The sequence below is a fragment of the Microbacterium sp. bgisy207 genome, from assembly GCF_057706855.1.
The window spans coordinates 24819-38641 of record NZ_JBYIPB010000009.1 but is presented as its reverse complement, the minus strand read 5'-3'; the positions used below and the strand labels follow the sequence as shown (position 1 = coordinate 38641).

At 67.9% G+C, this 13823-nt stretch carries 14 protein-coding genes; 4 read left to right on the top strand and 10 right to left on the bottom strand.

Translation table 11 applies throughout. From position 1 onward, the window contains the following. Positions 1 to 81: 81 nt before the first annotated feature. Both ffh and AC3ENO_RS10260 read right to left on the bottom strand, forming a co-directional pair. Positions 82 to 1650 carry a signal recognition particle protein gene (ffh, locus tag AC3ENO_RS10265; protein ID WP_434970525.1) on the bottom strand — a complete coding sequence of 523 codons (1569 nt, stop codon included), beginning with the start codon at positions 1648 to 1650 and terminating at the stop codon, positions 82 to 84. Positions 1651 to 1703: 53 nt separating this feature from the next. Further along, a complete protein-coding gene (locus AC3ENO_RS10260; protein ID WP_434970524.1) occupies positions 1704 to 2264 on the bottom strand; it encodes a TetR/AcrR family transcriptional regulator in 561 nt (186 codons plus the stop codon). Positions 2265 to 2345: 81 nt separating this feature from the next. On the opposite strand from AC3ENO_RS10260, the gene lipB reads away from it, so the two are divergent. Both lipB and lipA read left to right on the top strand, forming a co-directional pair. Further along, a complete protein-coding gene (lipB, locus tag AC3ENO_RS10255; RefSeq protein WP_434970523.1) occupies positions 2346 to 2996 on the top strand; it encodes a lipoyl(octanoyl) transferase LipB in 651 nt (216 codons plus the stop codon). Further along, on the top strand, positions 2993 to 4024 hold the full coding sequence (gene lipA, locus AC3ENO_RS10250; protein ID WP_434970522.1) for a lipoyl synthase: 1032 nt from the start codon (positions 2993 to 2995) through the stop codon (positions 4022 to 4024). Before lipB ends, lipA begins: the two co-directional genes overlap by 4 nt. A 12-nt stretch (positions 4025 to 4036) precedes the next feature. Here lipA and AC3ENO_RS10245 read toward each other — a convergent pair whose 3' ends face one another. From AC3ENO_RS10245 to smc, 3 genes are read right to left on the bottom strand one after another with little or no spacing between them, the layout of a single operon-like run. Beyond that, a complete protein-coding gene (locus tag AC3ENO_RS10245; protein ID WP_434970521.1) occupies positions 4037 to 4537 on the bottom strand; it encodes a DUF2004 domain-containing protein in 501 nt (166 codons plus the stop codon). A 56-nt stretch (positions 4538 to 4593) separates the two neighbouring features. Beyond that, positions 4594 to 5466: a signal recognition particle-docking protein FtsY gene (gene ftsY / locus AC3ENO_RS10240; protein ID WP_434970520.1), complete on the bottom strand. Its 873-nt coding sequence runs from the start codon at positions 5464 to 5466 to the stop codon at positions 4594 to 4596. Positions 5467 to 5481: 15 nt separating this feature from the next. After that, positions 5482 to 8988: a chromosome segregation protein SMC gene (smc, locus tag AC3ENO_RS10235; RefSeq protein ID WP_434970519.1), complete on the bottom strand. Its 3507-nt coding sequence runs from the start codon at positions 8986 to 8988 to the stop codon at positions 5482 to 5484. Positions 8989 to 9451: 463 nt separating this feature from the next. On the opposite strand from smc, the gene AC3ENO_RS10230 reads away from it, so the two are divergent. Together AC3ENO_RS10230 and AC3ENO_RS10225 are read left to right on the top strand one after the other, a co-directional pair. Beyond that, positions 9452 to 9694 (top strand): hypothetical protein, encoded by a 243-nt coding sequence (locus tag AC3ENO_RS10230; protein WP_434970518.1) that lies wholly within the window; start codon positions 9452 to 9454, stop codon positions 9692 to 9694. A 53-nt stretch (positions 9695 to 9747) separates the two neighbouring features. Further along, positions 9748 to 10881 (top strand): GNAT family N-acetyltransferase, encoded by a 1134-nt coding sequence (locus tag AC3ENO_RS10225; RefSeq protein WP_434970517.1) that lies wholly within the window; start codon positions 9748 to 9750, stop codon positions 10879 to 10881. Here the strand turns inward: AC3ENO_RS10225 and mutM are convergent. The 5 genes from mutM to coaD all read right to left on the bottom strand — a co-directional run bounded on the left by mutM (position 10820) and on the right by coaD (position 13806). Further along, entirely contained in the window at positions 10820 to 11746 is a 927-nt protein-coding gene (mutM, locus tag AC3ENO_RS10220) for a bifunctional DNA-formamidopyrimidine glycosylase/DNA-(apurinic or apyrimidinic site) lyase (protein WP_434970516.1), read from the bottom strand. The two genes, AC3ENO_RS10225 and mutM, sit on opposite strands and share 62 nt — an antisense overlap. A 24-nt stretch (positions 11747 to 11770) precedes the next feature. Further along, on the bottom strand, positions 11771 to 12466 hold the full coding sequence (gene rnc, locus AC3ENO_RS10215; protein WP_434970609.1) for a ribonuclease III: 696 nt from the start codon (positions 12464 to 12466) through the stop codon (positions 11771 to 11773). After that, on the bottom strand, positions 12463 to 12672 hold the full coding sequence (rpmF, locus tag AC3ENO_RS10210; protein WP_045297913.1) for a 50S ribosomal protein L32: 210 nt from the start codon (positions 12670 to 12672) through the stop codon (positions 12463 to 12465). The genes rnc and rpmF overlap by 4 nt, the downstream gene beginning before the upstream one ends. 33 nt (positions 12673 to 12705) lie before the next feature. After that, positions 12706 to 13197, bottom strand: a complete 492-nt coding sequence (locus AC3ENO_RS10205) for a YceD family protein (protein ID WP_434970608.1) — start codon at positions 13195 to 13197, stop codon at positions 12706 to 12708. Positions 13198 to 13308: 111 nt separating this feature from the next. Next, positions 13309 to 13806 carry a pantetheine-phosphate adenylyltransferase gene (gene coaD / locus AC3ENO_RS10200; protein WP_434970515.1) on the bottom strand — a complete coding sequence of 166 codons (498 nt, stop codon included), beginning with the start codon at positions 13804 to 13806 and terminating at the stop codon, positions 13309 to 13311. Positions 13807 to 13823: the final 17 nt, after the last annotated feature.

Below are 13823 nucleotides of genomic sequence, written 5' to 3'. Positions count from 1 at the left end.
TGTGTGTCGCGTCATCCGGCGACGGTATGCCGCCTACACATCACGGTAGTAGCCGCGCCGGTCGAACCGACGCAGCGACCGTCAGTTCTTGCCGAGGAGCTTGTGCAATTCTGCGAGATCAGCCTCGGTCGGGGCCTGCTGGCCGCTGCCGAGACCGAAGCCCGACCCGGTCGGTGCCGGATTCTGTGCCGCGATCCCGGCATTCTCGGCGGCGCGCTTGGCGGGATTGCCCGACCGGGAGCCCTGGCGGGCCTTCTGGCTCTTCGACTGCTTGCCGCGCTTGGCGGATGCGCCAGGCCGCCCGCCGCCCGGGACAGGTCCCATCCCCGGGATGTTCGGCACACCGCCGCGAGCGACGGTCTTCATCATCTTGGCCGCCTGGTCGAAGCGCTGCACGAGCTGGTTGACATCGGTGACCGTCATGCCCGAGCCCCGGGCGATCCGCAGGCGGCGTGACCCGTTGAGGATCTTCGGGTTGCGCCGCTCCCCCGGTGTCATCGAACGGATGATGGCCTCGGTGCGATCGATCTCGCGCTCGTCGAAGTCCTCGAGCTGCTGCTTCATCTGACCCATGCCCGGGAGCATCCCGAGCATCTTCTTCATCGAGCCCATCTTCTTGAGCTGCTGCATCTGCTCGAGGAAGTCCTCGAGCGTGAACTGCTCGGTCGCGAGCTTCTCGGCCATCTTGGCCGCTTCTGCCTCATCAAAGGCCTGCTGGGCCTGCTCGATGAGGGTCAGGATGTCGCCGAGGTCGAGGATGCGGCTGGCCATCCGGTCGGGGTGGAACGGCTCGACGTCCTCGAGCCCCTCCCCCGTCGAGGCGAAGATGATGGGACGGCCGGTGACGGAGGCGACCGAGAGGGCAGCACCGCCTCGGGCGTCGCCGTCGAGCTTGGACAGCACGACGCCGGTGAAGTCGACGCCCTCCTGGAACGCCTTCGCGGTGTTGACGGCGTCCTGACCGATCATCGCGTCGATGACGAACAGCACCTCGTCGGGGTCTGTCGCGCGGCGGATGTCGGCGGCCTGCCTCATGAGTTCGGCATCCACACCCAGGCGGCCGGCGGTGTCGATGATGACGATGTCGTGCTGCTTCTGCTTTGCGAACTCGACGCCGTCCTTGGCCACCTTCACGGGGTTGCCGACGCCGTTGCCCGGCTCGGGCGCATAGATGGCTGCGCCGGCGCGCTCGGCGACGACCTGGAGCTGATTCACGGCGTTCGGGCGCTGCAGGTCGCACGCGACCAGAAGCGGGGTGTGGCCGTCCTTCTCGAGCATCTTCGCGAGCTTGCCCGCGAAAGTCGTCTTGCCCGAGCCCTGGAGCCCCGCGAGCATGATGACCGTCGGCGGGTTCTTGGCGAACTGCAGGCGACGCTGCTGACCGCCGAGGATCGCGACGAGCTCCTCGTTGACGATCTGCACGACCTGCTGCGCCGGGTTGAGCGCGCGGTTGACCTCGTCGCCGAGCGCGCGCTCGCGCACCTTCGCGGTGAAGTCCTTGACCACGGGGAGCGCGACGTCGGCATCCAGCAGCGCGCGCCGGATCTCGCGGACCGTGCCGTCGACGTCCGCGGGCGTGAGCTTGCCCTTCGTGCGGAGATTCCGGAAGGTTTCGGTGAGGCGGTCCGAGAGCGTGCCGAAGGTTGCCATGATCGTCCGATTCTACGTGGGATGCCGGCCGTCGCGACCCACGGCCACCCCCATCACCCGACGACCGCGAGCGCCTCAGCCAGAAGACCGTCAAGCCGCTCTCGACCCGCGCCCGCGAGCGCCCACGCGCGCAGCGCCGCGATCACCGCGCCGGCATAGCCTGCAGCATGGACCTCAGCGGGCAGCGATGGTTCCCCGGACCGTTGCAGGTACGCACTGATCGACCTGGCGATGCGCCACTGCCGTATCGCCATCTCTTGGGCTAGTTCGGGAACGACACCCATCGCGTCGGAGTGGACCAGCGCCAGTGCCAGCGCGTCGGGCGCGAACTGAGACAGCGCCTCGCGGACGGCATCCGACACGACAGACGACGCATCCTGCGATGGGCAGGCGGCTGCCAGAAACCCGTCGAGGAACGCGATCCTGGCGTCGAGCCCCGACCAGAAGACGTCGGATTTCGACTCGAAGTAGTTGAAGAAACTCGACCGGCTCACGCCCGCGCGCCGAGCGATCTGCGCAACCGTGGTCCGCTCGTAGCCCTGCTCGAGGAACAGCTCGCACGCCGCTTCAGCGATGAACTCGCGCGATACCGCGTGCGGCCTGCCTCCGGACATGCACGCAGAGTACACGGTCGACCCGACGCACAGACGGCGTATTGTTGGACGCAGTCCATAAACCGCCGAGGAGGCGCACACGTGCTCGACATCCTGGAGGCGGGGCTCTCGCCCGCGACAGTCCCCTACCTCGACGGGTGGGCGCTGCAACGACGGATCCACGACGAGGTCGCGCGCGGGGAACGGCCCGACACGCTGATCCTGCTCGAACACGACCCGGTCTACACGGCGGGAAAGCGCACCGAGGCGCACGAACGTCCCACCGACGGGACCCCCGTCATCGATGTCGACCGCGGCGGGAAGATCACCTGGCATGGACCCGGACAGCTCGTCGGCTACCCGATCGTGCGCCTGCACGAGCCCGTGGACGTGGTAGCCCATGTGCGGCGCATCGAGCGCCTGCTCATCGCGGCCCTGGCGTCGTGCGGAGTCGACGGTTACCAGGTCGAGGGCCGCAGTGGGGTGTGGGTGCGCCGCCCTCTGTCGGAGGACAAGGTCGCCGCGATCGGCGTCAGAGTCCAGAGGGGTGTCACGATGCACGGATTCGCGGTGAACTGCAACAACACCCTGTCGGGGTTCCGCGGCATCATTCCGTGCGGCATCACGGATGCCGGCGTCACGACGATCAGTGAGGTCGTCGGAGCCGACATCGCGCCCTGCGACATCCTGCCCGAGGTGATCGCGCAGTTCGAGAACGAGTACGCCGACGAGTACACGGAGGTCACGGCATGAGCACGTGCGGCACAGGACCGGCGACGGGAGCGCAGGCGGCACCCGAGGGTCGCAGGATGCTGCGACTGGAGGTCCGCAACGCCCAGACACCGATCGAGCGCAAGCCGGAGTGGATCCGCACCAAGGCCAAGATGGGCCCCGAGTACACGCAGCTGCACAGCCTCGTGAAGGACGAGGGCCTGCACACCGTGTGCCAGGAGGCCGGCTGCCCCAACATCTACGAGTGCTGGGAAGACCGCGAGGCGACCTTCCTCATCGGCGGATCGCAGTGCACGCGGCGCTGCGACTTCTGCCAGATCGACACCGGCAAGCCCGCCGCGTACGACACCGACGAGCCCCGGCGGGTCGCCGAGAGCGTGCAGCGGATGCAGCTGCGGTACGCGACCGTCACATGCGTCGCGCGTGATGACCTCGGCGACGGCGGTGCGTGGCTCAACGCCGAGACGGTGCGGCAGATCCATACCGTCAACCCCGGGACCGGCGTCGAGCTGCTGGCCACGGACTTCAACGGGGATCCGCGGCTGCTGAACGAGGTCTTCGACGCGCGCCCCGAGGTGTTCGCCCACAACGTCGAGACGGTGCCCCGCATCTTCAAGCGCATCCGTCCCGCCTTCCGCTACGAGCGCTCCTTGGACGTGCTCACGCAGGCGCGCGCCGCCGGTCTCATCACGAAGTCCAATCTCATCCTCGGCATGGGCGAGGAGCCCGACGAGGTCGTGCAGGCGCTGCAGGACCTGCACGACGCCGGAACCGACATCGTCACGATCACGCAGTACCTGCGTCCGTCGCCCCGGCACCTCCCGGTGGCCCGGTGGGTCAAGCCCGACGAGTTCGTCGCCTTCAAGGAGGAGGCCGAGCGAATCGGGTTCCTCGGTGTGCTGGCGGGGCCGCTGGTGCGCTCCTCGTACCGAGCCGGGCGACTCTGGGCGCAGTCGATGCTGTCGAAGGGCAGGCACATCCCCGACAACCTCGCCCATCTCGCGGACGACATCGCCCGAGAGGGTCTCAGCTTCGCGCAAGCGGTGTGAGAGCGGCCCGGATCAATCGGCGCTGGTGACCGAGAGCACCGCTCCGTCGGAGGCGATGTTCACGAGGAGCACATCGTCGGTGGCATCCGGGTCGAGCGCATACTCGAGCACCGCAAACGGATCAGCGCCCCCGTGCTCGTCCGCGAGGATCGTCATGCTCATGAGCTGAAGCGCACGGATCACGTCGATGTGGGTGTCTCCCGAGACATCAACGAGGAAGTCCTCGAGTTCCTCCCCGAGTTCTTCCTGCTGCTGCAGGATGTACTCCGTCACCTCGCTCGTGCGATCGCTCAGCTGCGACACCATCGCTTCCCGGGCGGTGCGATCCACATCCTCGAGCGATGAGATCAGTGAAGCGGCGACATCCAGGGCTGCCGGCGAGACGTCGTCCTGATCGGGCGCGGTCAGATCAACGGTGACCGACTGGTCTCCGAACTCGACGTTTTCGGACCAGAAGATCGAACCGTCCGGGCCGGATTCCAGCAGGCCGAAGAAGTCGTGCTCGATCGCCATGACCCCATGAAACCAGCCCCGGGGGCCGACCGATAGTCCTCGTCCTCGGCGCGGCGTCAATCCACCAACGCAGCAGCGAAGACGTGGGGCGTGAAGCCGGTCAAGTCGCCGATCCCCTCGCCCTGTCCGAGGAGCTTGACCGGGATGCCGGTACGTTCCTGGACGGCGAGCACGAAACCGCCCTTTGCGGACCCGTCGAGCTTGGTCAGCACGAGTCCGGTGACACCGGCGTGCTGCAGAAACGCCTCCGCCTGCATGACGCCGTTCTGGCCCGTGGTGGCATCCAACACGAGCAGCACCTCGCTGATCGGCGCCTGCTTCTCGATCACGCGACGGATCTTGCCGAGTTCGTCCATCAGGCCGCCTTTGGTGTGCAGGCGCCCCGCCGTGTCCACCAGAACGATCTCCGTGCCGGTGCGCTTGGCATACTCGATCGTCTGGTACGCGACGGATGCAGGGTCCTGGCCCTCATGCTGCGGGCGGACGATGTGCGCCCCGCCGCGTTCTGCCCAGGTCGCGAGCTGATCGACGGCCGCCGCCCGGAAGGTGTCGGCGGCCCCGACGACGACGCTGCGCTGATAGCGACGGAGGAAGTTCGCGAACTTGCCGATCGTCGTGGTCTTGCCGACGCCGTTCACGCCCACCACAAGGACGACGGCGGGGCGCTCCGTGAGCTTGAGCGTCGTGTCGAACTTCGCGAAGTGCTCCTCGAGCGTCTCTTTCAGCATCCGCTGCAGATCCCGGGGATCGGTGGTGCGGTATCGATCGACCTTCTCGCGCAGCTCGTCCACGATGCGTTCGGTGATATCGGGTCCGAAATCGGCTGTCAGCAGCGCGGTTTCGAGGTCATCCCACGTCGTCTCGTCGATCGTGGGCTTGACGAACATTCCGCGCAGCGCCCGTCCGAGCGACCAGGAGGATTCGGCCATGATCCCACCCTACGGTCAGCTGGCGGCGCGGTCGGCGATGCGCTGCCCGACCACTGCGGAGACCCCGTCCTGCCGCATGGAGACGCCATAGAGCGCGTCGGCGATCTCCATCGTCCGCTTCTGGTGCGTGATGACGATGAGCTGGCTGCTGGCGCGCAACTGCTCGAACACGCCGAGGAGGCGCCCGAGGTTGGCGTCGTCGAGCGCCGCCTCCACCTCATCGAGGATGTAGAACGGACTCGGCCGCGCTTTGAAGATCGCGGTCAGGAGGGCGACGGCCGCCAGCGAACGCTCCCCTCCTGACAGGAGCGAGAGTCGCTCGATCTTCTTGCCGACCGGCCGCACAGCGACCTCGATGCCCGTGGTGAGCGGGTTGTCGGGGTCGGTCAGGCTCAGGCTCCCCGACCCACCCGGGAACAGGATGGGGAACACCTCGTCGAAGGCCGTACGCGTGTCCTCGAACGCCGCCAGGAAGATCGTCTGCATGCGCTCATCGAGGTCATCGATGATCGTGACGAGATCCTTGCGCGTGCTCGTGAGGTCGGCAAGCTGCTCGGTCAGGAACGCGTGACGCTGCTCGAGGGCGGCGAACTCCTCGAGAGCGAGCGGATTGACCCGGCCCAACTGCGCGAGTTTGCGTTCGGCATCCTGCAATCGACGACGCTGACTTGTGCGATCAAAGACCCCCGGCTCCTCACCGTCTTCGGCAGGTATCGGCTGGTCGGGGCCGTATTCCGATATGAGAATGTCCTCGTCGAGGCTCAGCTCCGAGCGAGCCCTCTCCAGAATGCTGGTCACGTGGAGTCGCTTCTCGTGCATCTGCAACTCGAGCCCGTGCACGCTTTCGGTCAAGCCCGCAAGGCGTTCCCGGACCGTCGCCTCCTCCGCGCGAACCGCCGACAACTCCGACGTCACAGCCGACCGGGCGGACTCGGCCTCGGCCAAGGCAAGCCGGGCCGCCGCGACCGACCGGTCAACCGAGTCGAGCACCGGCGGCAAGGTCGCAGCGACATCGGCTGCCACCTGGCGCTGGCGACGCCGGATCACCGCTCGCCGAGCGGCTTCCTCCGCGGCTGCGGCCTCACGCTCGCGCTGGCGCTCGAGTTGCTGTACTCGCGCCTGGCCTGCGCGCACGCGCTCGCGGAGCGTCTCGACATCCAGCCGTGCCCGCATCTCATGCTCACGCGCACTCTCGAGCGCCTCGAGCAGCCCGTCACGCGCGGACGCATCGAGGATAGGTCTGGGGGCTTCGAGCGCGTGCTGCAGCTGCGTCTGAGCCGATGCGGCGGCGGCTGCCGCCTCGTCCCGTGAGCTTTGCGCTTGCGCCACCGCCGCAGCCAGTCGTTCGCACTCGGCCGCCGCAGCCTCGACCTGAACTGTCGCCCGATTGACCTGCTCGGTGTGGGCCGCGACCGCGGCATCGTGCTCGCGTAGCCGAGTGAGCGCCGCACTCGTCCTCCGCTTCGCTTCCTCGGCCTCGACCCGCGCATCGGCGAGCGCTTCGCGCAGCGAGTCGGCAACGACGACGAGCTCGTCGCGGCGCTCCGCTGCCGCGTCCCGCTCGGCCAGCAGCTCGAGTCGCGACCGCGATGCGCCGGCGCCAGCGCGCAGGGACGAACCCGTGAACAGTTCGCCGGCGCGTGTGACGACGGTGATCGTGCGAGGATCGGCGATGATCGTGGCGGCGTGATCTCGCACCGCCGCAAGATCATCCGCGATCAAGACCCGCGACAGCAGAGCGCGAACGCCGGCCGGGCCGATCACGACGTCGCTGGCCGGCCGAAGCGAGCCGAAGCCGGACAGGTCGTCGGTGGCAACGTCGACCTCGCCGATGACGAAGTCGACGAGGCCGCGGTCGGCATCGCGCACCCGCGTCGCGAGCGCGAAGCCGTCCTCGAGGCTGTCGACGAGCACGCCCTCGGCCCGAGGGCCCAGCACGGCGGCAATCGCCGCCTCGTATCCGGGCGTGATCTGGATGGCGTCGCCGACGAGGCTGCGCACGCCGGGCGCGCCCTCGGCGATGAGATCGGCGGATGCGTTCTTGACCCCCAGCGCACGAGTGAGCGCGGTGGTCTGTGCGGTCAGAGCCTCCACCTCACGCTCGGTCGCGTGGAGCCGGTCCCGCAACTCCGAGACCCGGGTGTCCGTCTCCTGGGCTCGGCGCTCGGCTTGCTCGTACTCCGCGGCGTACTCGGCAGAACTGCCCTCGGGAACAAGGTCGGGATCGACGCCCGCCAGCTCCGCGGCGGCGGCATCCCGACGGGCCGTGGCCGCGTCGAGTGCGCGCTGCTGCCGTGCGAGCGCGTCGTCGATCGCGGCGAGCGCTGACTCCGCCGCATCCGCGGCGCCCCGAAGCGCCGTGAGCTTCATGTCGTGCTGCGAGACCAGCGCGCTCTGCTCGGCAATGTCGACATCGAGCGCGTCCAGCTCCGCGCGGGCCCGCTGCACATCGCGAGCCGCCTCGGATGCCGCATCCTCGGCGTCGGTGAGCCCAGACGAGACCTCGTCGATCTCCGCGCGCGCGTCCTCGATCATCGCGCTCGTGACCGTACGGACCGCGGCGGCATCGTCGTCCTCGGACTCCCCCAGCAGCGTCATCCGTTGGCCGGCGAGCGAATAGAGCCCCCGCAGGCGCTCTTGGATGCGCTCGAGTGAGAACAGGACGCGGCGTGCGCCGTCGACCGCCTCAGAGCGCTGGTCCGCCTCCAACTGCGCGATCCGCGCGCGGAGCTGGTCGGATCGATCCTGAAGAACGAGGCGCTCGGTATGGCGCTCGTGCTCGGCGCGCATGTGGTCTGCCAGCTCCGCGCGCAGGCCGACGAGCTCATCGGCGATCAGCCGCGCCTTCGCGTCGCGGACCACAGCCGCGATCGTGGCGGCCTCGCGAGCGATCTCGGCCTGGCGCCCGAGAGGCTTGAGCTGGCGACGAAGCTCTCCGGCCAGGTCGCTCAGGCGAGTGAGGTTCGCCTCCATCGCTTCGAGCTTTCGCAGGGTCTTCTCTTTGCGTCGCCGGTGCTTGAGGATGCCGGCAGCTTCTTCGATGAAGCCACGCCGGTCCTCCGGTGAGGCTTGCAGCACCGTGTCCAGGCGCCCCTGCCCGACGATGACGTGCATCTCCCGCCCGAGCCCAGAATCACTCAGCAGTTCCTGCACATCGAGCAGGCGACAGGCTTCCCCATTGATCGCGTACTCGCTCGCGCCGTTGCGAAAGAGCGTACGGCTGATCGTCACCTCGGAGTACTCGATCGGCAGCGCCCCGTCGCTGTTGTCGATCGTGAGCTGCACCTCGGCGCGTCCGAGAGGGCCGCGCGTGGAGGTTCCGGCGAAGATGACATCCTCCATCTTGCCGCCGCGCAAGGTCTTCGCGCCCTGCTCGCCCATGACCCATGCCAACGCATCGACGACGTTCGACTTGCCGGAACCGTTCGGACCGACGATCGCGGTGACGCCGGGCTCGAACGCGAAGGTCGTCGGCTGGGCGAACGACTTGAACCCCTTGAGCGTGACGCTCTTCAGGTGCATGCGCGTTCCTTCCCGACCAGCAACGTCGACCAATGCGGCCGGCCGTCGACCTACGGTACCCTGCCGCGCCGCACGACTGTGGGAGCCAGGCCACGCCCGGGCGACACGCCCGGGCGGAAGCCGATTCTGGGAGGTTGCTTGACACGACGCTTCGGGACCGGCTAGCATTCCAGATCGCGACACGTCACGAAAGGAGGACAGCCATGATGATTCGCACTGCAGTATTCGGAGACACTCCGATGCGCGCGCTCGTGGGACTGACCTCCCCGTACGCTCCCGCCGCTCCCAGCGCTGTCTGACACGCCCTGGTCGAGCCACCGGACCCGATCGGTTCCGGTCCACGGACGATATGTCCGATCCTCACTCCGCGCGTCACCGCCCTGCCATACATGGCCAGGCGAGCTGATGCATCTCGCGGCCCGTCGGCTATCGCCCGGCATCCGCCACTGTTCAAAGGCATCTCATGTACACCACGATCGAGCCTGTCGAGGCTCTCATCACCCACCCGCACATCCGCCGACATCTCACGCTCGCCGAACGCGCAAGCCTTCGAGTTGCCCTCTGGATCCTCACACGCCACGTGCGCCGCGCTGCTTCACGTGAGCAGCGTGACGTCGCCCGACACCGCTACGACCTCGACCGTGCGCGCCAGGAGCGCGACGCCCAGACGCTTCGCCTTGCTGCCTGGCATCTCGGCGCGAGGTGAGAGCACCCGGGTACGAGCCGATGACCCGATCACACGTTGACAAAGGACATGACGTGGAGACCGCGAACGCCCTCATCCGGCCCCTCACCATCCCGAGCACGCTCGGTGGCCCCGACGCCGCAGAGTTCCTCGAGATGGTGAGGGTCCGCAACATCGTCTACGAAGAGATCAGCGGTAACCGGGATGAGGAGCTCGATGCGGCCGTCCTGCTCCCCGCGTACCAGCCGTCCGCTTTCGACGAGCGGCTGTTGTGGAGCATACGCGACGGCGGAGAGTTCGTAGGGCGGGCCGGCCTGGACCTTCCCCGCGATGGGGACGAAACGATCGCCTACGCACAGATCGAGCTGCGCCGCCACGCGTGGGGGCGAGGCATCGGTACCGCCGCGCACGAGATCCTCGAGTCGGCGGCCGCTGCTCACGGGCGCCGCGTGATCGAGACCTGGATCGAGCATCCCTCGGCGGCCGGCGAGCAGCTCACGCCACCGACGGGGTTCGGACGGATCCCCCTCGATCACGCCGCACGGTTCGCGTTGCGCCACGGATACGAGCTGCAACAGGTCGAGCGCAAGAGCATCCTGGATCTGACAACAGACGCGGGGCCGACCCTTCTCGACGACCTCCACCGGCAGGCCGCGGCGGCCGCCACCGGGTACGACATCGTCTCCTGGCATCCCCCGACACCCCCGGAGTTCGTGGATGACTACGCGTGGATGAAGTCACGGATGAGTGTGGATGCACCGAGCGCCGGGATGGACATCGCCGAAGAACAGTGGGATGCCGCCCGCATCGCCGAGCACGACACGCACTGGATCGACGGGGGGCGCACCGTACTCATCGTCGCCGCGCGCCACCGAGAGTCGGGACGACTCGTGGCTTTCACCGAGCTGGCCTCCAGCCCCGGGCATCCGGTGACACATCAGGAGGACACCCTGGTCCTGAGGGAGCATCGCGGGCATCGACTCGGGATGCTCATCAAGACCGCGGCGCTGCGGCACTGGCGCGGCCTGGCACCACACACACAGCGGGTCCTGACCTACAACGCGGAAGAGAACCGACCGATGCTCGACGTGAACGAGGCGATCGGGTTCCGCCCCGTCGCGTACATCGGCGCGTGGAAGAAGTCACTCACTGCGGCATGCGCGGTGGCCGCTGACACCGCGGGCAGAAGTGGCTCGAGCGATTCGTGAACGCCACCTTGACGATCGGGGCACCGCACCGAGGGCACGGCTGGGCGGTCCGGCCGTAGGCATTCAGCGAGTGCGCGAAGTACCCCGCCTGGCCGTTGACGTTGACGTACTGGGCGTCGAAGCTCGTGCCCCCCTCGGCCAGCGCCTTCTCGAGCACGGTCCGCACGTCGCCGACCAGGCGATGAACCGCGCGGGTGCTCAGCTGCGCGGCGGGAGTGTCGGGATGGATGCGCGCAGCCCACAGCGACTCGTCCGCGTAGATGTTCCCGATCCCCGAAACGATGGTCTGGTCAAGAAGCACCCGCTTGATCGCGGAGGCCTTTCGGGCAAGGACCTGCCGGAAATGGCGCAGGTCGAAACCCGGATCCAGAGGATCGCGGGCGATGTGCGCGACCTGAGCGGGAACGAGGGCATCAGCCGCCCCGAGCCCCCCGGGCAGGCCATCCGCAGTGGGCACGAGCGGGTCGATGGCAAGGGAACCGAACGTGCGCTGATCGGCGAAGACGACGGCAAGATCGCCATGCTCGGGGTGGCGGAGGTCGAGGCGGACGCGTTCGTGGCGTTCGAGCGGAGAACCTGACGGGCGCAGGAGCATCTGGCCGCTCATCCCCAGGTGTGCGACGAGCGCATCCACGGCGCCCGTCTTTCCGGAGTCCGCGGTGGCGAGCGGAATCCACAGGAACTTCCCTCTTCGCGCGGGTGTCCGCAGTATGCGGCCCCGCAGTCGGCTCTCGAAGTCGATCGCGCCGGGCGGATGCCGCGTGAGGGCGCGGTCGTCGGCCACGGTGGCGGCCTCGATCACGGCATCCGTCACGGCCGGCGCCAGGCCCGCGCGGACGACCTCGACTTCCGGAAGCTCAGGCATCGTCCACCTCAGCCACCGCGGAGCTCAGGCACGGGAGGTCAGCTCGTGCCATGCCCGGAGAGCCGCGGCCATCTCGGCCTGCTTCTTGCTCGTCCCCGCTCCTTCAGCACGGTGATCGCCGACGGCGACGATCGCCGTGAACCGCCGGTCGTGGTCGGGTCCGGTCGATGACACCTCGTAGGCAGGAGGCGCGACGTTCCGGCGTGCCGCGAGCTCCTGCAGTGCCGTCTTGGGGTCGACAGCTGCCCCGTAGCGATCGGGGTCGGACAGCAGCGGATCGATGAGGCGGAGCACGAGTTGCGATGCAGCCTCCGGTCCCGCCGACAGGTACGTCGCGCCGAACACGGCTTCCATCGTGTCGGCCAGGATCGAGTCCTTCTCCCGGCCCCCGGTCTGCTCCTCGCCGCGCCCGAGCAGCACGAACGCCCCGAGGTCGATGCTGCGTGCGACCTCGGCCAGCGCGACGGTCGAGACGACAGCTGCCCGGCGCTTGGCGAGCGCTCCCTCGTCGAGGTCGGGATGCGCGCGAAAGAGCCGAACGGTCACCGCCTGACCGAGCACCGCGTCACCGAGGAACTCGAGCCGCTCATTGTGGGGAACTCCGCCGTTCTCGTAGGCCCACGACCGATGGGTCAATGCCAGCGTAAGAAGCTCGGGGTCGATGTCGATCCCGAGCTTCTTGGCGAGTTCAGCGGACTCGCGAGTTGTCACGACGATCAGACGTCGGCGACCTTGCGGCCCTTGTACTCGAGGAAAAGCTCCGTGCCCTGCGAGTCGGTGACGACCTTCGCCTGGTGCGGACGGCTGTAGACGGTCTTGCCGTTTTCGACGGTCTTCACGAGAGTGGGCGCTTCCGCCTTCCACTGCGCGCGACGCGAGCGGGTGTTCGAACGCGAGACCTTGCGCTTCGGGGGGTTACCAGCCATTGTTCAGCTCATCTCTTTCTTCTCGGCGGCCACTCACGCGCGTGAGTCCTGGTCACCGTGGTCCGTGGTGTCGTCCTGGGGGGTGTAGCCCTGGAGCGTCGCCCACCGCGGATCGATGGGTTCGCGCTCGGGCGAACCGGTGTTCTCGGTCAACCGCTCACCCGTGACCGGATCAAGGCCGGGGCAATCCGGCTGACACACCGGTTGAAACGGAAGCGACAGGACGATCGCATCCCTGACCGGAGTTTCAAGATCCACGTGGTCGCCTTGAACCTCGAAGTCAGTTTCTTCTCCCCCAGGATACGCGAAAAGCTCCTGAAACGCGACGCGGACACTCTCGGCGACCTCGCCCAGGCACCGTCCACAGGTTCCGGTGTACTCGGTGTCGACCTCGCCGGTGGCGAGAATCCCCTCGTGGACGCTCTCCAGCCGCACATCCACGACGATCGGCTCGCCCTGCGCGACGGACACGAGGCCTTCCCCCCACTTGTCCGGCGCGGGGATCTCGAGGGAGAACTCCCGCATCTCGCCAGGACGGTGCGTGATGTCACGGACGGGGATCACGAACGGTCCCGAGTGCTGCCTGCTCACGGGGGTCCATGCTACCCGCGTGAGCAGAGGCCGTCTCGATCGAGGCTAGAGGTCGTGACCGCCCGTGTGCAGAAAGCGAGCGACCGCGGGCGGCACGTACGGCGAGACGTCGCCTCCCAGGGCAGCGACCTGACGGACCAGAGAACTCGACACCATCGCGTGCGCCGGGTCGGGCAGCAAGAAGACGGTTTCCACGTCGGCGAGGTCGCGATTGACAACCGCCATGGGCACCTCGTACACGACATCCGCTTGGGAACGGATGCCTTTCACCAGCACCCCCGCGTTGACGTCACGCGCGTAATCCACGAGCAACCCGACGCTCCAGGAGGCAACGACGACATTGCCGTCGATGTCGTCCTCGGCGATCGACTGTTCCAGCAGCGAGAGCCGCTGCGCGATCGGGAGCATCGCCTCTTTGCCGGGGTTGTGCACCACGACGACGTGAAGCTGATCGTACAGTCGCGCTGCGCGACGGATGACGTCGAGGTGACCGCGGGTCGGCGGATCGAAGGAGCCCGGAACGACGGCGATCCGACTGTTCATGCTGTCAGCCTACCGGG

What these genes read in the sequence shown, in the direction of transcription:
- ffh (WP_434970525.1), bottom strand. Translation starts at nt 1,650, where the DNA reads ATGGCAACCTTCGGCACGCTCTCGGACCGCCTCACCGAAACCTTCCGG.
- AC3ENO_RS10260 (WP_434970524.1), bottom strand. Translation starts at nt 2,264, where the DNA reads ATGTCCGGAGGCAGGCCGCACGCGGTATCGCGCGAGTTCATCGCTGAA.
- lipA (WP_434970522.1), top strand. Translation starts at nt 2,993, where the DNA reads ATGAGCACGTGCGGCACAGGACCGGCGACGGGAGCGCAGGCGGCACCC.
- AC3ENO_RS10245 (WP_434970521.1), bottom strand. Translation starts at nt 4,537, where the DNA reads ATGGCGATCGAGCACGACTTCTTCGGCCTGCTGGAATCCGGCCCGGAC.
- ftsY (WP_434970520.1), bottom strand. Translation starts at nt 5,466, where the DNA reads ATGGCCGAATCCTCCTGGTCGCTCGGACGGGCGCTGCGCGGAATGTTC.
- smc (WP_434970519.1), bottom strand. Translation starts at nt 8,988, where the DNA reads ATGCACCTGAAGAGCGTCACGCTCAAGGGGTTCAAGTCGTTCGCCCAG.
- AC3ENO_RS10230 (WP_434970518.1), top strand. Translation starts at nt 9,452, where the DNA reads ATGTACACCACGATCGAGCCTGTCGAGGCTCTCATCACCCACCCGCAC.
- mutM (WP_434970516.1), bottom strand. Translation starts at nt 11,746, where the DNA reads ATGCCTGAGCTTCCGGAAGTCGAGGTCGTCCGCGCGGGCCTGGCGCCG.
- rpmF (WP_045297913.1), bottom strand. Translation starts at nt 12,672, where the DNA reads ATGGCTGGTAACCCCCCGAAGCGCAAGGTCTCGCGTTCGAACACCCGC.
- AC3ENO_RS10205 (WP_434970608.1), bottom strand. Translation starts at nt 13,197, where the DNA reads ATGCGGGAGTTCTCCCTCGAGATCCCCGCGCCGGACAAGTGGGGGGAA.
- coaD (WP_434970515.1), bottom strand. Translation starts at nt 13,806, where the DNA reads ATGAACAGTCGGATCGCCGTCGTTCCGGGCTCCTTCGATCCGCCGACC.